The organism is Pseudoalteromonas sp. PS5 (assembly GCF_004103255.1).
GTDB lineage: Bacteria > Pseudomonadota > Gammaproteobacteria > Enterobacterales > Alteromonadaceae > Pseudoalteromonas > Pseudoalteromonas peptidolytica.
Window position 1 is genome coordinate 25,729 of the sequence record NZ_RCSQ01000030.1, and the last position, 22,452, is coordinate 48,180.

The window sequence follows — 22,452 nt, forward strand, 5'->3', positions numbered from 1 at the left end:
TGACCTTATACAGTTGTGATACCATCACCGCAGATGTTGGCCAAAACAAAAATAGTTAAATAGCACCTGGACTTTATGACAAATAAAAACCAATCGGAAACACCAAATAACACTCAGAATATCCCAACCATCTATTGGCATGATTACGAAAGTTGGGGGGCTACGCCGCAAAAAGATAGACCAAGCCAATTTGCTGGGATCAGAACGGATCTAGATCTCAACATTATCGGTGAACCTTTGATTGAGTATTGTCAACCAGCTCCTGATTACCTCCCTCACCCTCAAGCATGTTTGGTCACTGGGATCACGCCGCAACTAGCGCTAAAAAAAAGGCCTCACTGAGGCAGAGTTTATGGCTAAGATCCACACCGAATTTGCAAAACCGCAAACTTGCGTTGCTGGGTACAATAGTATCCGCTTTGATGACGAGCTCACCCGTTATAGCCTGTATCGAAACTTTTATGATCCATACGAGCGTGAATGGCAAAATGGCAATAGTCGATGGGACATTATCGATCTTGTTAGAGCATGTTACGCACTGCGCCCTGAAGGGATTGAGTGGCCAACCAAAGACGATGGTAGCCCCAGCTTTAAACTCGAGCATCTAACCGTTGCCAACGGTATTGAACATGGCGCAGCTCATGATGCACTAAGTGACGTTACTGCAACCATTGCACTGGCAAAATTGATTAAAACTAAACAGCCTAAACTGTACGATTTTTACTTTAACCACAGACATAAAAAGGCCGTGTCGAGCCTTATCGATGTCTTTAATATGCAGCCTTTAGTGCATATCTCTTCGATGTTTCCAGCTCAGCAAGGTTGCACTACGTGGATTGCCCCGATGAGTTTCCATCCTATTAATAGCAATGCCGTGATCTGCTTTGACTTGACTCAGTCGCCTGAGGTACTGAACGATCTTGACGTTGAGGCGCTTAAAGAACGGCTGTACACAAAACGCAGTGAGCTGGGCGATGATGAATTGCCGGTCGGGCTTAAATTGCTTCATATCAATAAGTGCCCATTAGTGGCCCCCGCTAAAACTTTGTTGCCAGAAAACGCAGCAAGGCTAGGGATTGATCGTGAGCAGTGCCTTGAAAACTTAAAATATCTCAAAGCGCGACCAGAGTTAAGAGATAAGGTTGCTGACGTATTCAGCGATGACAAAGGTTTTGAAAAGCCGAGTAATCCAGATTATCAACTCTATGATGGCTTTACTAGTAAAGCAGACAAAGCCAAGTTTGCAATAATTCGCAATGCCTCACCACAAGAACTCGCAACTATGGAGCTAGATTTTGAAGATAACAAGTTCAACACAATGTTGTTTCGTTACCGTGCGAGAAATTGGCCAGAGTCACTATCACCTTTAGAGCTTGATAAATGGCGTAAATACTGCCAAAACAAGTTAATGCACAATGATGACAACCCATCCATTTCGGCTGAAGACTTTATGCTTGAGCTAGAAAACCTTGTTGCTGAGAATGAAGGTAATGAGCGCAATATGCAAATATTAAAAGCGCTTTATCATTACGCACAAAGCTTATAGTTGGAATAGGCGTGCCTTTGGCCGCCTATTGCTCTTTCCGATTAGCCATTTCCAAGTACTTTGGCAGGATCGGTTTTTGTAGCCTGCCAAGCTGGATATAAGCTTGCAACTACCGCCATAAAGAACGTCGCTAGTAGGCTGATGTAAATATCAGTCCAAATAATTTTACTAGGCAGGTACTCGATAAAGTAAACACCTTCCAGCGGGTTATCGTCGCTCATGCTAATCCAAGCTTTAAAAATATCGGGAATATTGATGGCGATAAAAATGCCAATTACCGTGCCTAGCAGTGCACCAATACCAGCATAGGTCACGCCTTGTAGCGCAAATGTCGAAAAAATCGTACTGTCTTGTGCGCCCATGGTTTTTAAAATAGCAATATCGGCTCGTTTTTCTTTCACTTCCATCACCATGGAAGACACTATATTAAAGCTAGCTACCGCTATAATTAAAAATACGACAAGATAAACAATGGTGCGTACCATCTGAATATCTTGATATAGCCCACCTTGTGTTCTGAACCACGATGATACATATACCAAATCGGGCAACGCTCTGCCTGCAGATGTCGCAATGTGCTGTGCTTGAAATACGTCACTCACTTTCGCTCGTAAATCCGTTACCTGATCCTCTCTAAATCCCATCGTCTCTTGCAGTGCGCCAAGTGGCACTAAAGCTAATGTTTGGTCAACTTGCCCACCCATGGCAATCAGTCCGGCCACAGTGGCAGTTAATCGCTTTGGTGCAGCCAATGGATTGTCGGAGTGCTTGTTTGCGACCAATAGCTGCACATTATCTCCGATCGCGACGTTCAGTTTGTTTGCGATCCCCTTCCCAATAATGACTTCACCCGGCTTCAACGCTGGTAGCTGTGTTCCTTGGATAAATTCGCCAATACTTGAGACTGCGTGATGCCTATGCGGTACAACCCCCTTCAACTGGGTAGCTTTCAACGTACCTTTATACTGTACCATTGCGGTTAAATTGATTTCAGCAGTCGCACTGACAACGCCTCGTTGATCTTCCAAAATATCAACCTTTTGTTGCCATGACTGAATGGGGTCATAAGGTGCTTGATAACTCACTTGCGGCACCACAGAAAGCAGCCGCTGCTCTAGTTGTTCTTCAAACCCATTTATCACTGATAGCGCAATAATTAACACCGCCATGCCCAGCATGACGCCAAGAGTTGAGGCCCTTGTTAGAAAACCAATAAAGCCAAGCTGACGCTTAGACTCTCTAAAGCGTTTGCTCAAAAAGTAACTAAGCATCCTGATATACACCTACTTTACCGTCATCCAGTTGCACCGCACGACCAAGCTTGTCAGCTAGCTCTAAGTCATGGGTTACGACAACAAAACTGGTTTTAAGGTGATGATTAAGCTCAGCCAGGAGATCATAAATTTTAAGTGCATTGTGCTTATCGAGATTCCCTGTAGGCTCATCTGCAAGCACCAGATCAGGCTCAGTTACTAACGCTCGGGCAATTGCAACTCGCTGCCTCTCTCCACCTGAGAGCTCCGAAGGTTTGTGGTTAGCACGATGGCTAAGGCCAACTTTATCGAGCATATTTAATGCTTTTTCTTGTGCTTGCTTAGTTTTCAAACCTTTAATCAATAACGGCATTGCTACGTTTTCTAACGCACTAAACTCCATCAACAAGTGGTGAAACTGATAAATGAAGCCCAAATGTTTGTTTCTAAATTCAGCTTGTTTTGCACGTGACAGCTGACCAACTTCGACACCTTTAATTTTCACACTACCTTTAGATGCTTTATCTAAGGTACCTAGAATGTGTAGTAAGGTACTTTTGCCCGAGCCTGAGCTACCTACTATAGCTAGCATTTCGCCCTGTGTGACAGTAAGATCAACCCCTTTTAAGACAGTTACTTCGGATTTACCATCTTGGTAACTTTTAACCAAACCTTGACAGTCAATAACTAAATCACTCATATCTTAATACCTCTGCTGGCAGCACACTGGACGCGCGTTTGGCTGGGTACAAAGTGGCTAAAAAGCTAAGTAAAATGCTACCCATCGCCATGATCATTAATTCTGTTTGCTCTATTTTGACAGGAAGTTCAGCGCCGCCAAGCAACTGAAGACCGGCAAGATGTAATGCTTCATTTATGTAATTAGAGAGTAATAACCCACCAAAAATCCCTAGTATCGTTCCAAAAATACCGTTATACATGCCCTGTGCCATAAAGACTTTAGCAATCATTTGTGGTGTGAAGCCAAGTGTTTGTAAAATCGCAACCTCTCCTTGCTTTTCACTTACCATCATTGACAACGCTGAGATGATATTGAACACCGCCACGATCACTATCAACCCTAATAACAATGACATGATGCGCTTTTCCATCGCTACTGCAGCAAACAATGTACCTTGCTGAGTTTGCCAGTCCTGGGTATCAAACCCTTGCAACAAATGACCTGCTTGTTGATAAAAATCTGGTAGATTAAACGCATCAAATAATTGAATATTGAGATCATATTGCTCTGGCTTTTTGCGCATTAGCCGTTGCAAGCTTTTGCCATCCGCAAATGCCAGGTAAGTATCGGCTTCGCTCTGACCATCATAAATAGCCGCAACCGTAAATAAACGTTGCGTTGGTGTACGACCAAGTGGGGTATATGTGGTGTACTCTGGCATAATTATACGGATTTGCTGACCAATACTTACACCTAGTTTGTTTGCCAAATAACGGCTCAATGCAATTTGGTACTTGTGCTTGTGTAGCCGCGTTAGACTCCCGCCACGAATAGCATCATCTAGGACACTTTCGTACCCTTCAAACAACCCCTGTAACTGCACGCCTACCAAGTCTTGATTGGTTTGTAAAATCACATCACTGGTAACATAGGGTGATACTTGCTTGACTAATGGGTGATCTTCTATCGCCTTTAGTTTTGTCTGATCGAGTTGCTCACTTTCCCTAATTTGCACATGTGGGATCAGATCAAGCATCGCAGCTTTGAGGGTCTGCTCAAATCCATTCATAACCGAACTTACCGTGATCAAGCTCATCAGCCCAAGTGCTATACCCGCAATAGAGAAAAATGAGATAAACGATATAAACGCATTACCTTTAGCTGCGCGGCTATATCTTAACCCAACAAAGAGGCTAACTGGTTGAAACATAATCTATCTCGTAAAAAACTGCTGAACGGATACTATCATACTCAAAAACAGATTGATGGCTGGAAAACGATAAAAAATGTGACAAACTATAAATTTTTGTGGCCTTGGATAGAAAAAGTGCAGTCCTAGTTGAGGCGTAAGACCTTGCTTTGGGTTGCCGTATTATTTAAATCAACATTGTGACGTAACGGCTTTAAAGATAAAAGCTATATCTAGCCGTTTGATACATATCGGTTACTCTAACAAAACGAAAAAAGCGGAGCATAATAATATTCCGCTTTCAATAAATTTAGTTATAACTAGTTACTTAATGTCGTTATCTATTTTGAGTTAGGTCTTTAAAATAAGATTTGATGCCTCAAACAGACTCAATATTAAGTGGGTTAGATCTTATTGCTCTAAGTAACAAATAACAGCAGCTTGTTTTGGGTTACTTTGCGTATCTTCAATTAAATAACTCGCCTTCTTACTGTTTTGGCATAAACACATGTCATAATGGTTGATCATGTATGCGTTACCAACAGCATCTTCATCTGTTTTTTGGATGCTGCAAGTTGGCTCTCTCCAAATTGGATCCCAGCCACTTTGACCAATTGCAACAATTTTTATATTTTGCTGTGCAACTTGTACTTTTGCTTCTTGGGTTTCTTGCGCTGATACAGATAGTGCTACGAATGCAGCAAGTGCAGTGATTAACTTTTTCATTTTGTTCATCCTTAAGTATTAATTTGGTTTACGAAGATCTAATCCCAGAACTTCGTAAACGCAGCCATTCTATTCCGAAAATAATCAAGGTCAAGAATATAATAATTAAAATTTCATTAATGAAAATGTTGCGACAAAAAAATAATCCCGTTATTTTCAATAGATATCTAACTTAATATTAGGTCTTAGTAATAATGGACAACATTATTGGCTTTCAAGGTTTGCTTATCATCCATACTTAAAGATTAAGCGAGTTTACACTGTCGGCTCTTTTATCACTTCAATCTGCTTAATTGATAAACCTTGGAGCTTTGTTACTTTAAATTTAAATCCCTCGACCTGAAGTGACTCTCCTTCCACTGGAAAATGTTTTAGTCTATGGATCACAAATCCTGCTAACGTTTCTATCGCTTCTATTGGCTCGAACTCATATTCAATCACTGAAGTTTGAAAGTCTTTAATCGACATATCACCTTGTACCAACCAACGAGCGTTGTCTTTTTGTCTAAATTGCGCCTCTATAGCTTGATCATCCTTTAATGCAATCAGATTTAAAATACTCGAAAGTGTGACCATACCAACTACAGTAGAAAACTCATTAATCACAACAGCACAATTGCTTTCATGACTTTTCAGACCATCCAGTGCATCAGATAGACTCAATGTATCCAACAATATGACAGGCTTATGGAAGTCATGGTCGTGACCATCCAACAGTGGCCGATTAGCGAGTATATTACTTAATAATTGCTTCGCCTCAGGTGCAGCAACCACTTTATCTAACGAACCATCACAGAGTAAATACTGTGGAAACTATGACGCTGGATAAGACTACTTAGATTCTCTTCTAACTCTTGAACATCCAGCCACACAATCGCATCACGATTGATCATCGCCTGGGTAATATTGGTTTGGTTAAGATCCAGCACATTCCCAATAATATTGTACTCATGTTCACACAGCTCACCTTGCTCTGCGCTCTGGTCAACCACAGCATAAATATCATCTCGTGTTACTTGTTCATCTCGTTCGTTGGGTAAATTAAATAATTTAATGATCCAGTCAGCAAAGACATTAAACAACCAAATAACCGGCTTAAACAGCCAAACACTTGCTAACATCAAGGATATAAAGCGCATCGCAATGTTTTCAGGAATGACCATCGCTATTCGCTTGGGTAGCAAGTCAGCAAAAAGTACAAATAACGATGTGATCAATAAAAAAGAGAGCACGGTGGAAATTTGCAGCAAAATCGACCCATACACTGCAACATCAGCAAAAATAAAACTGGCTACCCAATTGAGTAATTGCAGGATATAGGGAGTGAAAACAGACTCACCAATCATACCTGCAACAATTGCCAAAGCGTTCAACACAACTTGCACTGCTGCAAAAAATTGATGCGCGTTTGCCTGTAAGTACAATACTTTCTTTGCCCTGACATCCCCAAGATCAAATAAAGTTTGTACTTTCACTTTACGCGCCGCAGCTAATGAAATTTCACAGAGTGCGAAAACCGCACTCAAAGTGATGAGTAAAAGTACCCAAAAAAAGTCCACACATATGCCTAAAATTAAAACTATCATTCAGCGCGATGTATACGCTTATTTTGGTTCTTTGGCAATCTAATTCATACCAAATGCAATACGCTCACTACTGAATGAAAATATATTAAGTGTCTGCTTATCACAGAGTGCTATTTGCTAAACTTATCTCTCAATTTAAACTCAAGTACTTGGGCGTTGATACAATAACGGTCTTCTCCCTTTGGCCCTTCATTTTTAAAAACATGGCCTAAATGGATCCCGCTACTTTTAGACCGAATTTCGGTTCTTACCATGGCGTGACTCAAGTCTTGATGATAGGTGACGCTTCCCTCTACAGGGTGAGTAAAAGAGAGCCAGCCAGTACCCGAGTTAAATCTATCTCGAGTATCAAATAATGCTTTGCCACTGAGTTTATCCACAAAAACGCCATCTGGAGTATTTTTAAAAATATCGTATTGTTTACAGAACGGCCGTTCTGTTCCCTTTTGAAAGGCAATATTAAAAGCCTCAGAGCGCCCTAGTTTAAAAGCCCCTAGTACTTTATAGAAGTCACTCCTTTTCATATAACCCTGGAAACCATATGATTCTTTACCATTCTCCGTAAAAAGAATGGTTGGCGTTGCCCAGGTTGCGGTCTTGATGGTTAAACCTTGGAGTTGATCTGCAAAGCGAAAATGCAGCGGAATATCACCTTGATAATCATTAATGACCTCTTTTTTAAGCTTTTCACAGTATGGGCAGTAGCTCCTAGAGTCGATAATCACTATATGCTTTCCCGTTAAGAGCAAGCTGTTGTCAGCCTCAGCTTTTTCAGCTTTCTCAAAGGTCACGCCAGTACTGTGATCAGGGCAATAGCCATTCGGGTTTTTAGCTAAATAGTTTTGATGGTACTCCTCAGCTGGGTAAAACTTTCTGAGTGGCTTAATAGAAGTTTGGATCTTGCCAAAACCCGCATTACTCAGGCGTTGCTGAAACTGCACTTTTAGTGCCTCAGCCGTATCACCCTGCTGCGTATCTGAATACAATATAATCGAGCGATATTGAGTTCCCACATCATTTCCTTGCCGATTACTTTGGGTCGGGTCATGGCTCTCAAAATACGATTTCAACAAGGCTTCTGTCGTCAATAAATTTGCATTGTATGTAACTTTCACCACCTCAGCATAATTATTCTCATCAAATCGTCGACTTGCCTTGATGATTTCTTTATATGTTGGGGTAAAGCCTTTGCCATCAGCATAACCTGATTCAGCGTCAATCACACCGGTCATTTTCTCATAACGCTTTTCAGGCCCCCAAAAACAACCAGAGCCAAGGACTAACGTTTTTATATGGTTACTCGCGCCATCTACTTTAGGCTCTGGCATACCAGTGCCCGCGTTTGCAGTGATTGCACTGCCCGCCAAAATCAATCCCCCTGCTGCCATAGCAAGATACACCATTTTCATTTTTCACCTCTCACAATACATGCGCTATTAACTAACCTTGCAATAACGAGCACCTTTCTCGCTGTAAGTACACAAAGTAGATATAAACTAAATGCTATTTCTTACGTATTGGATCAGACCGACAGAAGTTAATGATTCTTTCATCTTCCCTCTGTCATGATTTGAGTATTACATTTATAGCAGCGGCAATAACAAGGAAAACGGTGTGGATAAGTTCAGTGAAAGTATCTATCAAAAATTGACCAATGACGATGAAGCCCGAGCTTGTAAGGCCATCGACGACAAAGCGTGTAAAGAGGTGCCTGGCAACTATGTTCTAATCTTACTAAGTCAACTTTTTAGCAAATTAGCGGATGCACTACTCAACCCAAAAATAACCCTGCCATGGCTGATGCAATCCCTTGGAGCCCCCGCTTTTATGATTTCAGCGTTAGTGCCGATTAGAGAATCAGGTTCACTTATCCCTCAACTGTTCATTGGACAATGGGTAAGGCAACATGCAAAACGCAAATTGCTATGGTCACTCGGTGCACTGATACAGTCGGGTTGCGTTATTTTAATGGCAGCCTTGGCATGGCAACAAACTGAAAACTTACTGTATGCGTGGCTTGTACTTGGGCTATTAGTAGTTTTTAGTGTCGCAAGAAGCCTAAGTTCAGTATCTTCAAAAGATGTGTTAGGGAAAACGATCCCAAAACAAAAACGCGGGCAATTAAGTGGTCAAGCCGCATCCATTAGTGGACTTGTCACCGTCACTTTTGGCGTTGGCTTATTTTACGCTGCAACCGAGTTTGGCAACATTAACTTTGTCCTCACTTTGCTGCTTGCAGCCGTTTTTTGGATTATTAGCGCATTTATTTTTGCGCAAATTAATGAGTATGCAGGTGCGACAGACGGCGGTGAAAATGGCCTACACAAGATCAAACAAGAGCTTACACTACTGAAAACAGACCGTCTGCTTAGAAATTTTATATTTGCGCGGGGGTTATTATTAAGCTCTGCACTTATACCTCCTTACTTCACTGTGTTGGCGCAACAAAATATCAGTAATGCAGTCTGGGTGTTAGCAATTTTGTTAGGTGTTTCAGGAGTTGCAAGCCTAACCAGTGGAGCCTTTTGGGGGCGTCTTGCAGACAAGTCGAGCAAACAAGTCATGATACTCGGTGCAATACTCACCATTGTCGTAACGCTAACAGTACTCATCGCCTCTGTACTCTACCCTAGCGTTTTAACACAAGTATGGTTTATTCCACTTTGCTACTTTGTAATTGCAATTGCTCACCAAGGCGTCAGAGTTGGCCGAAAAACATATGTTGTAGACATGGCCGACGGCAATAAACGGACTAGTTATGTTACGCTGAGCAATACGATGATCGGTATCATATTGTTATTAACAAGCCTACTTGGGATTATCGCTTCAGTATTCTCAATTAATGCGTTACTTGGTTTATACATATTTATTACGCTCTTGGGTATTGGAATGACAAGCCGCTTATCAAATGTCACTGAACGGTAAAACCTGTTACTTCAACGACAAATAGTGTCTAATTTTATCTATTTAAGGTAAAAACGGCGCAGTTTTAGTTATCTGAGGATAAAAATATGTCATTGACTACGCGCCTTTCTGCTCTAGCGCTAGCAGTTGCCAGCCTAGCTTCAGCAAATGCTGCTGACTTTAAGTTTAACTCAACACTTTCAGACGCTGATGCTCTGGTTGTTTTTCAAGCAGGTGAAAATCAAAGTAACTTAAAGTTTTTAGACAAAGATACTCGCAAGCAATTACAGCGTGCAATTGCTGCTGAAGATTTCAAAGGTGCTTATGGCAAAACGGTAGAGGTACTAGCTCCCGTAGACTCTGATTATAAACGCATCTTCATCGTTGGTTTGGGTGAATCTGAGCAACTTGATGCAAGTAAGTTGACCAAGCTTGGCGGTAACTTGCATGCTAAATTTGAAGCTAAAAAGCTTGAAAATGTTGCAATCGCTTTTGATGAGGTGAACGGCAAACTCTCTAATGCTGAACTAGCCGCACAGTTTGCGCACGGTGCAAACTTACGTGACCATACTTTTGAAGTTTATAAAAAAGAACCAAAGACCTTCAACGTCAGCTATCACTTAGATGTTGCAGATAAAAAAGCTGCTCAATCGCATTATCAAAAGCTTGCACACATTCAACAAGGCGTATTTTTAGCGCGTGATTTGACGTCTGAAGTTGCCACTGAAATGACTCCTGTTGACTTTGCAAATGCGGCAAAAGAGCTTGAGCAATACGGTGTTGAAGTAAAAATTCTTGCACCTGAAGCGCTAAAAGAGCTGGGCATGGGCGCACTTGAAGGTGTCGGTCGAGGCAGTGAGCACGGTTCACGTTTGGTTGTTGCACATTATAAAGGAAACAACGAAACACCGATTGCCCTTGTGGGCAAAGGGATCACCTTCGACTCTGGTGGTTACAGCATCAAAACGGGTGCCTCTATAGCACGCATGAAGTCAGATATGGCGGGTGCTGCAGCGGTACTTGGCACGGTAAAAGCAATGGCACTTAGCAAAGCAGATGTTAACGTTGTAGCCGTAATGGGTATGGCTGCTAACATGGTTTCCCAGTATGCAATCGCACCTGGAGATGTACTTCGCACCGCTGAGGGGATCAGTGTAGAAGTCGTAAACACTGACGCTGAAGGCCGATTAGTGCTGTCTGATGCGATGTGGTACGCACGTAAATTTTATAGTCCAGAGATCATGGTTGATGTTGCAACACTAACAGGCTCAAAGATCCGTGCAGTAGGCAATGATTACTCTGCGATATTCTCTGAGGATGATGCGTTAATCACTCAATTCACTAATGCTGGTAAAGTAGTTAACGAGAACGTATGGCGCTTACCGCTTGGCTACAAAGAAAAACTAAAGTCTGACATTGCAGACTTCCAAAACGTGGGCTCTGGTGGCCCAGGTGCCACAACTGCTGCTACTTTCTTACAGCAATTTGCTGGTGATACTAGATGGGTTCACCTTGATATTGCTGGAAACGCATTATCAAGCTCAGCTAAAGATGAAATCCCAACCGGTGGTACTGGATATGGCGTTCGTCTTTTAAGCCAATGGTTACTTAATAATAAATAGCCTTACTTCTAGTTAAGCTAAAGTAAAGCCGCGAATATCGCGGCTTTATTATTTATCCTAATTTACTAATAATTAGAGCTTTTTTAGAAAAGTTGTATCTCTAACCACGTAGAGTTCACTGCCAATAGACTAGCTATTGGCGAATAAGTTTGCCTTATATTAGTCTGGCTAAAGCGGCATTACGCCTTTTGCACTTTGGTATCCTAGCTAATTCACTCACTTCTCACCCCTAGTTCAGGTTATTCATCGAAAAGTACTCAGTAAACGTAATCGCTTCGTTTAAATTACAAGGTGTGTTATAAGAAACATAATTTTTACTAAAGTAATACTTTGTTTTCTATGACCAATGTCAGCTGTTATCTATTGGGAGAGCGCGCGATTGTAATTGATGTGGCTTGCCACATAACGACGCAACCAAAGCTTAATCAAAAGCTTTTTGCATTAAAAAAATGGCTAGATAGTAGCGATGCCTTTATTGATGTCGTTCCCGCGATGTCTTCAATTACGGCATATCTAATCAACCCAGAAAAAATAAAGCAATGGCAACAAGTAATCGTAGAAAAATGGAATGACCTTGAGATGGATTCGTTCGAGTCCAAGCTGCACCATATCTCCGTGAATTATGGGGGTGAATTTGGTCAAGACTTTGGCGATGTAGCAAACCGATTAGCACTGACGCATGAACAACTTATTCGCCTCCACACCAGTGTCGATTATCAAGTGCAATTTATGGGGTTTTTACCCGGATTTGCTTATCTTTCGGGTCTGCCAGCTCAACTCCACCTTCCCAGAAAATCAACCCCTATAACTCATGTTCCCAAAGGTAGCATCGCAATTGCAGACAGTTACACTGCTGTATATCCTTGTGGCTCACCTGGCGGGTGGCATCTGTTGGGGCAAACAGACTCAACATTATTTGACGCAGAGTCAGAATCAGTGTGTTTGTTTCAGCCTGGTGATACAGTGCGTTTTGTGGAGAAGTCATGTTAGAAGTTATTAAACCAGGGCCACTGTCGAGTGTACAAGATCTTGGTAGGTGTGGAATGCGCCACCTCGGCGTTAGTCAAGCTGGCGTATTAGACCCTCTAGCACTACGTCTTGCTAACGCTTTACTAGCAAATCATGAAAATACAGCGGCCATTGAGATCACAATAGGGTTATGCGAATTTATATTTCACGCTCCGGCTAATTTTGTTATTGCTGGCGCAGATCTTAATGCTTGCTTGAATGATACAGATATATATCCATGTTGGCGCTACAGCGCCAAGGCTGGCGATAGACTAAGCTTTAAGCAAAGTAGAGATGGCGTACGTGCTTACCTGCTGGTTGAAGGTGGATTTCTTAATATTGACCAGCAGCTTGGCAGCTACTCCACCGATCTCATGGCAGGTTTTGGTGGGCTGCATGGTCGAGCATTAAAGGTGGGTGATAAACTGTATTATCAACAAGCGCAGGCAAAACCCGCTCTTGGTGCATTGCAACCGAGCTATGAAAAGCTCATTCATTTTACTCCTGGCCCCCATGCACAACTAGTCTCATCTCACGTCTTTGATATATTGAACCAAACCATCTGGAAAGTGCATGCTAGCAGTAATCGTATGGGTATCAGGCTCAGCAGTCACAAGGCACTAACACATAATCACAGCATTGCGACACAAGCCGTTCACCCAGGCGTCATTCAGCTTCCTCCAAGTGGTGAGCCTATAATTTTAATGAATGATTGCCAGACTACAGGTGGTTATCCAATTATTGGTGTGATCACAGAAGCAGATATGCGCCATCTCAGCCAACTGAGTGCCGGTGATTGTCTGCATCTAAAATCAACGTCTACAACTCATGCTGCCAAGCAGCGACATAGAGTAAAATCACACCTTAATCAGCTAAAGTTAGCACTCAACAAAAAAGAATAATAATATGAATGAGATTAACTTTCTTCCCCTTTCTGGTATTGCAGTCATTGTTCTTGGCTTTGCAATGCGTTTTAACCCTCTGTTGGTTGTCACTGCCGCTGGTTTAGTGACCGGATTTGCCGTTGGTATTGATTTTATCGCCTTAATAGCCACATTTGGCGAAAAGTTTATGAACTCTCGTCAACTAGCAAGCTTCCTACTTATTTTACCCGTCATTGCTATTCTTGAGCGCTATGGGCTTCAGCAACGCGCTAAAACTTGGGTAGCCAGTATCAAAGGTGCCACGACTTCGCGGATCTTAAGTATCTATTTTGTTGTACGTGAATGTGCAGCAGCACTTGGACTGATTAATTTAGCTGGTCAAGCACAAACTGTACGCCCTCTACTTGCGCCTATGGCAGTAGGTGCAGCAGCAAACCTGTATGGTGACTTACCACAAGCCGTTAAGGATATGATAGGTGCCCATGCTGCAGCCTGTGATAATATTGCCGTATTCTTCGGCGAGGATATTTTTATCGCCTTTGGCGCCGTATTGCTAATGGACGCGTTTTTAAAAGAAAATGGCATCGCCGGAATAGAGCCATTACATATTGGTCTTTGGGCAATTCCCACTGCGATTGCCGCGTTAGTGGTTCACTTATTTCGCCTTGCGCGATTTGAGGCAAAAATTCGTACCGAAATCGCCCGTTGCCAGCAGCAAACTAAGCAAGCCAGTGCTACTGACGATAGCACCACTATGTTTGAGGAGGGCTCGTTATGAAGTCTGTAGAGCAAGCGCCAGAGCCTCTAGCACTCCTATCTATTAACAATATTTATTTACTCATCGGTTTTATCGTCATGTTTTTGGTGATAAAAACCCTACAAGATAGCGCCCACCCAAAGCGTTTAAGCACTGCGCTGTTTTGGTTTCTTTTTGGCTCTGTTTTTATGTTTGGCGATGTTTCTATCACTTTAATTGGTGAACAAATCACCTATTTATGGGTTGGTGTGAGCGTGATTGTTATTGCCCTGTTAGCGGGAATGAATATGGTCTCAATGGGCACCTACGACGTACCTGATGAGCAGGTCAAGGCGCTAGATGCCAAACGCTTTGGCAACAAATTATTCATCCCAGCTGTAATTATTCCAATTGTTACTGTGATCTGCACCATTATTCTTGATGATCTTCACTTAGGTACGCTGTACTTTTTTGACCAAAGTCATGTGACACTTTCAGCGTTAACACTGGCTTGTACTGTAGCATTATTGATAAGTTGGAAAATTACTAAGGGCAGTCCTTTGCAAGCGCTGTCTGAATCTCGCCGTTTAGTCGACTCCATAGGCTGGGCTGCTATTCTGCCGCAAATGCTTGCTATGCTTGGCGGTGTCTTTATTGTTGCAAATACAGGCACAGCGATTCAAGATTTAGTTACATTGTTTATCTCCCCTGATAACCGGTTTATGCTGGTTGCCCTGTATTGCGTGGGTATGGCGTTATTCACTATGATAATGGGAAATGCGTTCGCGGCATTTCCTGTGATGACAGCAGGCGTTGCCTTACCTTTTTTAATTCAAGGCCACGGAGCAGCCCCTGCGCCTTTGGTTGCAATTGGCATGTACTCAGGGTATTGCGGTACACTCATGACCCCTATGGCTGCTAACTTTAATATCGTGCCAGCGGCACTGCTAGATTTAAAAGATAAATACCAAGTCATTAAAGTGCAAATACCCACTGCTATAACTTTATTGATAATTAATATTTTCCTGATGTATGGAGTGGTTTTTTAATGTCCAGTTACAGTAAGCCGTGTGTCCTCGTCACCGGATTCACCCCTTTTGACGGTGAGTCAATCAATCCTTCATGGCAATTAGCACAGCAACTTGAGGGGGAAACCCTTGAAGGGCACATAATACACACAAAAGAACTCCCTTGTGAGTTCGATACCAGTATTGCCTCATTAACCAAAGCGATTGATAAGTATCATCCAAGTGTCGTGATTTGCTTGGGGCAAGCTGGTGGTCGCTGTGATATTTCTATCGAACGCATCGCTATAAATATTAATGATGCAAGGATCGCTGATAACGCAGGTAATCAGCCCATAGACACCCCTGTTGTTACACACGGTCCAGATGCTTATTTTACAACACTGCCTATTAAAAGCATGCTTAAGAGCGCGATACAGGCGGGCGTTCCTGCAAGCATTTCTCACACTGCCGGAACATACGTGTGCAATCATGTTATGTATGGATTATTGCATTACTTAAGCACTCACGAATTGGCTTGTCGAGGAGGCTTTGTCCATATCCCTTATTTACCATCTCAAGCTGCGCACCACAGAGGTGCACCTAGTATGGAAATCGATACACTTGTTAAAGGGATAAAAATACTTATAACTAGCGCTATCACTCAGAAGCAAGATATAAAGCTTGTTGCAGGCACAACACACTAACACTTAATACCCCGAAATGGTGCAATGTTGCACCATTTTAAATCACAAAAAATTCACACTTTTCCTATTTCATTGTGTGACTTATCAATTTATTTTTGATAGAACAGAGAGAACCCAATGTGATTTTTCAGCATTGGTAATAATAACTTGTTGTTATACCAATTTGACTTATTACTTGCTCAATTTGAAGGAGTAATACCAATTTGACTTAATACTTGCTCAATTTAAAGGGGTAAATCTGACGCTAACAGCGTTAAAAATTTCTCGCCTCAAAATAGACCACTTAATTAAGAAGATTGGTATAAATCTGACGCTAACAGAGTTAAAAATTTTTATTTAGAACAACTAAATAGCAAAATTTTTGCCTTGCCTATATGGATGTAGGTACCTTAGCGATAGCAGGACGCGGTAGCGGAGTTATCGACAAGATTTTCTCGCCTCAAAATAGACCACTTAATTAAGATAATTGGTATTAAAATCAACACATCAATAGGAATGAGGAATTATGTGTTCAATTTTTGGCGTACTTGATATCAAGACCGACCCCTTAGCGCTGCGTGAACAAGCGATTGAGATGTCCAAGAAGCTCCGACACCGCGGTCCTGACTGGTCTGGTGTTTATTCAAGTGAAAAAGCAATATTGGTTCACGAGCGCTTAGCAATTGTTGGAGTATCTAGTGGCGCACAGCCATTATTTAACCCAGAAAAAACCAATATTTTAGCGGTCAATGGTGAAATTTATAACCATAAAGAACTCGCAGCATCACTCACTGTGCCATTTGAATTTCAAACAGAGTCCGATTGTGAAGTCATCTTGGCACTATACAAACAAAAGGGGCCTGAGTTTTTAGACGACCTAAATGGGATTTTTGCGTTTTGTCTTTACGATGAGACCAAAGATGCTTTTTTAATCGGTCGCGACCACATTGGTATTATTCCACTGTACACTGGAAGAGATCAGAGTGGAAACCTCTATGTTGCAAGTGAAATGAAGGCACTCACACCAATTTGTACACAAATCGAAGAGTTTCCTCCCGGACATTACTGGTATTCTAAAGAAGGGGGAGCTAGACCTTATTATCAGCGAGACTGGCAAGATTTTAAAGCAGTTAAAAGCAACGATGCTAGCCCTGAAGCGGTTAAAAATGGATTGGAGGCAGCTGTTAAACGTCAGCTTATGTGTGATGTTCCATATGGTGTGCTGCTATCAGGTGGTCTTGACTCTTCTGTCATCTCAGCAATTACACAACAGTTTGCGGCAAAGCGTATTGAAGACGATGGCGCTTCTGATGCGTGGTGGCCAAAACTCCATTCTTTCTCTATTGGTTTAGCCGGCTCACCCGATCTGGCCGCGGCACAAAAGGTAGCCGATAAAATCGGCACGATACACCACCCTATTCACTTTACTGTACAACAAGGGATCGATGCCCTTAAAGAAGTGGTCTATCATCTTGAAACGTATGATGTGACCACAATTCGGGCTTCTACACCTATGTATCTAATGGCTCGCTATATCAAAGCTATGGGTATTAAAATGGTGCTGTCAGGCGAAGGTGCTGATGAGCTATTTGGTGGTTATTTATATTTCCATAAAGCGCCAAACGCTGAGGAGTTCCACAACGAACTCAACCGTAAAGTTTCTAAACTCCACATGTTTGACTGTTTACGTGCAAACAAATCAATGGCCGCTTGGGGCGTAGAAGCACGAGTGCCATTCTTAGATAAAGAGTTTATCGATATTGCAATGCGTACGAACCCTGACTATAAAATGTGTAAAGATGGACGGATCGAGAAGCATATTATTCGTGAAGCCTTCGACGGCTACTTGCCAAATGAGGTGCTTTGGCGTCAAAAAGAGCAATTCTCTGATGGTGTAGGATACAGTTGGATAGATTCGCTTAAAGACTATGTCGCTCAACAGGTAAGTGATTCTGATCTGGAAAACGCGCATTACCGTTACCCAATTAATACTCCTGACAGCAAAGAAGCTTACTATTATCGTACTATTTTTGAATCACATTTTCCTGGAGAGGCTGCGGCCAAATGCGTGCCACATGGCAAATCAGTTGCATGCTCAACCCCTGAAGCCCTCGCTTGGGATTCGTCATTTCAACATAATGCAGACCCTTCTGGTCGCGCAGCAAGCTCGCACAATGACGCGTACAAGCAACAGTAACAGAGTAATAAACTGGTAAATAAAAAGGGACAACCGTCCCTTTTTATTTATGCAAACTGTAATGTGATATAACTAAAAACTAATCAAATAAAACGCTTAATAATAAAGTCTACCTTCACCCGCTTCGCTTGCCCTAATAACTTTTTAACGGGCGCTGGGTAGTCTGCTATCGTTTCTAGATCCTCATGACCATTGAGACGTCGACAATGTTGCAGAACTGCTTGCTTTTCTAGCTCGATCTGAGGAAGAATTGCCTGCTCAGGGTCTTCAATTAAAATACCGTTTTCAATATCTAGCCCCCATGCTCGCGGGTTGAGGTTATGGCCACTCATTAAATGCGTATTGCCATCTCTGCTTACACCTTTTAGGTGGAATGAATTATTACCGTCTTGCCAAAGGTAAACATCAAGCAAGCCTGAATTGATATAACGACGCTGCGATTTTACGAACTTATACAAAATCGTCTCGTATAAATATGGCAATGCGGCAATACGGTTAAATGGCTGATCAGGGCTAATGTAAAAATCATTTGCGGTCTTGTCACCCACAACAATCGTTACCTTTTTACCTGTTTTTAACAAACGTCTTAATGAGCGCAGTAAAGGCGCAGGAAAGTTAAAATATGGCGTGTACAGCACCAACTCTTGCTCTGTGGTGTCAAATAACGCTTTGATTAAACGGTTTAGTTTATTTGTTCTGCGGCCAAAACCCAAAAAAGGCCTCACAGTTAACCCGCTCCAACTTATTGCTTTAGAGACATCGTAACTGGCTTTTTTAAGCAGCTTCATCAATCGCTTTTGCTCAGTTCGAATATCAAGCAGCGTCGGTAGAGGTCTAATATCCAATCTTGGTACCGCATCCGAGGCAATCAGTACTTTATCCGTAAAATCACAAAAGCTATCAGCCAACTCAGGATGTTGAATTAAGAAGTAACGATCAAGTCGATATTTATCGTCTTGATGCAAGTAAACATTGTTCAAACTTGCACCGCTATACAAAACGGTATCATCTAAAACAAAGCCTTTAAGGTGCAACACACCAAATAGCTCTTTTGCTTTTACAGGCACACCATAAACTTCAACTTGCGTGCCCAACTGCGCTTTCAAATCGCAATATAGTTTGGCATTGCCTTCTGACTTTTCAGCTCCGATTAGACCACGCTGGGCTCGATGAAAATCAACCAAAACTTTGACATCTAAAGCTGGATTTTGTTGTGCGGCCTGATGCAACGCATGTAGCACTTCCCGGCCCGCTTCATCATCCTGAAGATAGAGTGCTGTTATGTAGATGCGCGTCTTTGCCTGTGAAATTAATTTTAAGAGTGTCTGATGATATTGTTTAGCATCAGTTAGCACCTCACAATCTTGCGCACTTAGCCCAAAGCCTGGGGTATTTTGCCAAAATGCCATATGTACCTTTTCAATTAGACTATCAACTCGTGATAGCAAAACAAAATTCTCTAAAACATATCAAAAAAACCTCCAGAGGTCATGAAATAGAGATGTTTTTTTGTTTGCTTTAGTTAAATCTGTCTACTCAATAGACGATTTAAAAACAACACAGTACAAATTTTTTGACAAGTTGCCAATTTCTTTCAAATCTGTTTGCTGTTTTTTATTTACTTCGCTATTGAATTACATAGAATCGAACAAACTTCTGCTTTATCGCAATTTTTAGAATATATAGTTAGGAAAATTACATGAGCGACGCAAAACACTGCAAACTGTTGATTTTAGGTTCAGGCCCTGCAGGCTATACAGCGGCAGTTTATGCTGCACGAGCTAATTTAAACCCAGTGCTAATTACTGGTATGCAGCAAGGTGGTCAGCTGACAACCACAACCGAAGTTGAAAACTGGCCTGGTGATGCACACGGCTTGACGGGTCCTGCGTTAATGGATCGTATGAAAGAGCATGCGGAGCGTTTCGAAACTGAGATCATTTTCGACCATATCAATAAGGTTGATGTCACAAAGCGTCCGTTCACGCTAACAGGAGACCAAGGTACGTATACCTGTGATGCGCTTATTATCGCGACTGGCGCATCAGCTAAGTACTTAGGACTTGAATCAGAAACCGCATTCCAAGGTCGTGGTGTATCAGCTTGTGCTACCTGCGACGGTTTCTTCTACAGAGGCCAAAAAGTGGCAGTGGTAGGTGGTGGTAACACTGCAGTTGAAGAGGCGCTTTACCTCTCAAATATCGCGGAAGAAGTACATGTTATTCACCGTCGCGACTCATTTCGCAGTGAGAAGATTCTTGCCGATCGCCTAATGGATAAAGCAGCGAACGGTAATGTTGTGCTTCACCTAAACCGTACACTAGATGAAGTATTAGGTGATGAAATGGGTGTAACAGGTATCCGCATTAAGGATACTGATTCTGATGCAACTGAGCAGCTTGACCTTGCAGGCGTGTTTATCGCTATCGGTCATAAACCAAACACAGATATGTTTGAAGGCCAGTTAGAAATGAAAGATGGCTACTTGGTGGTTCAGTCTGGTCTAAATGGTAATGCAACTCAAACTAGTGTTGAGGGAGTATTTGCTGCCGGTGACGTTTCTGACCACATCTATCGCCAAGCTATTACCTCTGCAGGCACAGGTTGTATGGCAGCGTTAGACGCAGAGCGCTTTCTTGATAGCCAAAAGTAGTCTTTTCTGTTCGTAAAAAAGTAGGGGTCTGTGTTCACGGCCCCCTGTTATCCTCATCTTAATTAACCTGAGGTTTGGATAAGGAATGAGCTGACTCATTGTTTTCAAGACCACATGAAGTTATCCCTTCTCTAGCCAGACAGTTTTGGGGATAACAAGGTTAATTTACGTACCAATATCTGGCTATTGGATGTGAATTCAACGCAGTTAGCGCTAAAACTGGCTGCTAGAAAGGCATTAATTATCCGAAGCTCAGGTTAATTTGCTATATTGTCGTAAATAACAAATTCGTAGTTTGCTTGATGGTCCAACAGCTATTTCACCTGTCTAAAAATGACTTCAGATTTCCACCCAATCATTACGCTTTATTAGAACCTGACGGACTGTTAGCAGTTGGTGGGTGTCTACGCGTTGAGCGATTAAAACAAGCCTATGCGAATGGCGTATTTCCTTGGTTTAACGAGGGAGAACCTATTATGTGGTGGACGCCAAGTGAGCGTGGTATTCTCGAGCTTGACGAGTTTCATTGTGGTAAAACATTAAAAAAAGCCCAGCGAAAATTGAAGCCGACCGTTACAGTCAATACCGCCTTTAATCAAGTGATAGAAGCATGCCGTGATCAAAGAATGGCTGCTGAAGGTACTTGGATCACCAATGCCATGCTATCTGCGTATCAACAAGCCCACATTCAAGGGATCGCACACAGCGTTGAAGTCTGGCATGAGGAAAAGCTAGTCGGTGGTTTATACGGGATCATGCAGTCTGGTGTTTTTTGTGGTGAATCTATGTTTCATACCGTTCCCAACACATCAAAAATGGCGATGTGGGCACTGGTTAATTGGCTAAAGGCGCATAAGGCTTCATTTATTGATTGCCAATTAGAAAACCCTTATCTGACAAGTTTAGGGTTAAAAGTTATACCAAGGCCTGAGTTTTTGACTAGACTTAAATTGGCGGGACAATTTCAGGTCCCATCATCTATGTGGCAGCCTCAGGAGCTGAAAGCTATCTATGAATGAACACTTTCCCTCTAAAATTGGACTAAGCCAACAATTTAGTTGTAGTTATTTACCTGAACAGAAGGAACAGTTACTGGTTATTCTCGACCCAAATTGTTACAGCCCAGATAGGTTTGAACAGCTACTTGCGTTGGGATTTCGTCGCAGTGGCGATCAAATTTATCGACCTCACTGCCCTTCATGCTCCGCTTGTCAGTCTGTTAGAGTGTTAACTGCGAAGTTTACAGCCAGTAAGTCTCAACGCCGTAAACGTAAAAAGCTTAACCAAGACTATCAGATTGTTATAAGTCACCAAGAGCGCCCCGAATACTACCCACTATATGAAAAGTACATTACACTGAGGCATAGTGACGGCTCAATGTATCCTCCTAATCATTTACAATACGAGAGTTTTTTGTTTTGCAGGTGGATGAATATTGTTTTCGTTGAGCTATGGCATCACGATAAACTTATCGCTGTTGCAGTCACTGACTCAATGCCTAATTCGTTATCGGCCATTTACACGTTTTTCGACCCTGATTATGAATCACTAAGTATTGGATCGATTATGATTATGGCTCAAATTGAACAGGCGGCAAAACAGGGGAAGCCCTATCTGTATTTGGGTTACCAAATTGATGAGTGTAAAAAAATGCGTTATAAAACACAGTTTTTGCCTGCTCAAAAACTCGTGAAAGATATTTGGTTAGATATTGAACCTTAATACCTTACTATGTATTGCAATACATTTAAGCCTGCTGTTCAACGTATCATAGCC

General features: G+C 42.1%; 19 protein-coding genes and 1 pseudogene. 12 read left to right on the top strand and 8 right to left on the bottom strand.

Annotated features, from left to right (window positions below):
- The first annotated feature begins 75 nt into the window (after positions 1 to 75).
- Positions 76 to 1,546, top strand: a pseudogene (gene sbcB, locus D9603_RS03815) (exodeoxyribonuclease I).
- 41 nt (positions 1,547 to 1,587) lie between these two features.
- Here sbcB and D9603_RS03820 read toward each other — a convergent pair.
- From D9603_RS03820 to msrA, 7 genes are all read right to left on the bottom strand, one after another.
- The gene (locus D9603_RS03820) at positions 1,588 to 2,817 is read right to left on the bottom strand and encodes a lipoprotein-releasing ABC transporter permease subunit (RefSeq protein WP_128730251.1); all 1,230 of its coding nucleotides are present in this window, start codon (positions 2,815 to 2,817) and stop codon (positions 1,588 to 1,590) included.
- Positions 2,810 to 3,499 carry a lipoprotein-releasing ABC transporter ATP-binding protein LolD gene (gene lolD, locus D9603_RS03825; protein WP_128730253.1) on the bottom strand — a complete coding sequence of 230 codons (690 nt, stop codon included), beginning with the start codon at positions 3,497 to 3,499 and terminating at the stop codon, positions 2,810 to 2,812. Before lolD ends, D9603_RS03820 begins: the two co-directional genes overlap by 8 nt.
- Entirely contained in the window at positions 3,492 to 4,691 is a 1,200-nt protein-coding gene (locus tag D9603_RS03830; protein ID WP_128730255.1) for a lipoprotein-releasing ABC transporter permease subunit, read from the bottom strand. Before D9603_RS03830 ends, lolD begins: the two co-directional genes overlap by 8 nt.
- A 390-nt stretch (positions 4,692 to 5,081) precedes the next feature.
- A complete protein-coding gene (locus tag D9603_RS03835) occupies positions 5,082 to 5,396 on the bottom strand; it encodes a hypothetical protein (RefSeq protein ID WP_125251457.1) in 315 nt (104 codons plus the stop codon).
- A 255-nt stretch (positions 5,397 to 5,651) separates the two neighbouring features.
- Positions 5,652 to 6,170 carry a transporter associated domain-containing protein gene (locus D9603_RS22035; RefSeq protein WP_241651569.1) on the bottom strand — a complete coding sequence of 173 codons (519 nt, stop codon included), beginning with the start codon at positions 6,168 to 6,170 and terminating at the stop codon, positions 5,652 to 5,654.
- A gap of 5 nt (positions 6,171 to 6,175) precedes the next feature.
- On the bottom strand, positions 6,176 to 6,955 hold the full coding sequence (locus D9603_RS22040; protein ID WP_241651570.1) for a CNNM domain-containing protein: 780 nt from the start codon (positions 6,953 to 6,955) through the stop codon (positions 6,176 to 6,178).
- A 137-nt stretch (positions 6,956 to 7,092) separates the two neighbouring features.
- Positions 7,093 to 8,391, bottom strand: a complete 1,299-nt coding sequence (gene msrA, locus D9603_RS03845; protein ID WP_194086948.1) for a peptide-methionine (S)-S-oxide reductase MsrA — start codon at positions 8,389 to 8,391, stop codon at positions 7,093 to 7,095.
- Between the two features lie 205 nt (positions 8,392 to 8,596).
- On the opposite strand from msrA, the gene D9603_RS03850 reads away from it, so the two are divergent.
- The 8 genes from D9603_RS03850 (at position 8,597) to asnB (ending at position 18,023) form a co-directional block, all read left to right on the top strand.
- Complete coding sequence (locus tag D9603_RS03850) at positions 8,597 to 9,907, top strand: MFS transporter (protein WP_128730257.1); 1,311 nt, start codon at positions 8,597 to 8,599, stop codon at positions 9,905 to 9,907.
- A gap of 86 nt (positions 9,908 to 9,993) precedes the next feature.
- Positions 9,994 to 11,508 carry a leucyl aminopeptidase gene (locus D9603_RS03855; RefSeq protein ID WP_128730258.1) on the top strand — a complete coding sequence of 505 codons (1,515 nt, stop codon included), beginning with the start codon at positions 9,994 to 9,996 and terminating at the stop codon, positions 11,506 to 11,508.
- A 339-nt stretch (positions 11,509 to 11,847) separates the two neighbouring features.
- Positions 11,848 to 12,498 carry a 5-oxoprolinase subunit PxpB gene (pxpB, locus tag D9603_RS03860; protein WP_128730259.1) on the top strand — a complete coding sequence of 217 codons (651 nt, stop codon included), beginning with the start codon at positions 11,848 to 11,850 and terminating at the stop codon, positions 12,496 to 12,498.
- Complete coding sequence (locus D9603_RS03865; protein ID WP_128730261.1) at positions 12,492 to 13,418, top strand: biotin-dependent carboxyltransferase family protein; 927 nt, start codon at positions 12,492 to 12,494, stop codon at positions 13,416 to 13,418. The genes pxpB and D9603_RS03865 overlap by 7 nt, the downstream gene beginning before the upstream one ends.
- Before the next feature lie 4 nt (positions 13,419 to 13,422).
- On the top strand, positions 13,423 to 14,178 hold the full coding sequence (locus tag D9603_RS03870) for a DUF969 domain-containing protein (RefSeq protein WP_128730262.1): 756 nt from the start codon (positions 13,423 to 13,425) through the stop codon (positions 14,176 to 14,178).
- Positions 14,175 to 15,185, top strand: coding sequence for a DUF979 domain-containing protein (locus tag D9603_RS03875; protein ID WP_128730264.1), 1,011 nt, complete (start codon positions 14,175 to 14,177; stop codon positions 15,183 to 15,185). Before D9603_RS03870 ends, D9603_RS03875 begins: the two co-directional genes overlap by 4 nt.
- The gene (gene pcp / locus D9603_RS03880) at positions 15,185 to 15,847 is read left to right on the top strand and encodes a pyroglutamyl-peptidase I (RefSeq protein WP_128730265.1); all 663 of its coding nucleotides are present in this window, start codon (positions 15,185 to 15,187) and stop codon (positions 15,845 to 15,847) included. The genes D9603_RS03875 and pcp overlap by 1 nt, the downstream gene beginning before the upstream one ends.
- A gap of 505 nt (positions 15,848 to 16,352) precedes the next feature.
- Positions 16,353 to 18,023 (top strand): asparagine synthase B, encoded by a 1,671-nt coding sequence (asnB, locus tag D9603_RS03885; protein ID WP_128730267.1) that lies wholly within the window; start codon positions 16,353 to 16,355, stop codon positions 18,021 to 18,023.
- An 83-nt stretch (positions 18,024 to 18,106) separates the two neighbouring features.
- On the opposite strand, the gene pssA is transcribed toward asnB, so the two are convergent.
- Complete coding sequence (gene pssA, locus D9603_RS03890; RefSeq protein WP_128730268.1) at positions 18,107 to 19,432, bottom strand: CDP-diacylglycerol--serine O-phosphatidyltransferase; 1,326 nt, start codon at positions 19,430 to 19,432, stop codon at positions 18,107 to 18,109.
- Positions 19,433 to 19,722: 290 nt separating this feature from the next.
- On the opposite strand from pssA, the gene trxB reads away from it, so the two are divergent.
- The 3 genes from trxB (at position 19,723) to D9603_RS03905 (ending at position 22,398) form a co-directional block, all read left to right on the top strand.
- On the top strand, positions 19,723 to 20,676 hold the full coding sequence (trxB, locus tag D9603_RS03895; protein WP_128730270.1) for a thioredoxin-disulfide reductase: 954 nt from the start codon (positions 19,723 to 19,725) through the stop codon (positions 20,674 to 20,676).
- 302 nt (positions 20,677 to 20,978) lie between these two features.
- Entirely contained in the window at positions 20,979 to 21,695 is a 717-nt protein-coding gene (aat, locus tag D9603_RS03900; protein WP_125251469.1) for a leucyl/phenylalanyl-tRNA--protein transferase, read from the top strand.
- Positions 21,688 to 22,398 (top strand): arginyltransferase, encoded by a 711-nt coding sequence (locus tag D9603_RS03905; RefSeq protein WP_125251470.1) that lies wholly within the window; start codon positions 21,688 to 21,690, stop codon positions 22,396 to 22,398. Before aat ends, D9603_RS03905 begins: the two co-directional genes overlap by 8 nt.
- The last annotated feature ends 54 nt before the right edge of the window (positions 22,399 to 22,452 follow it).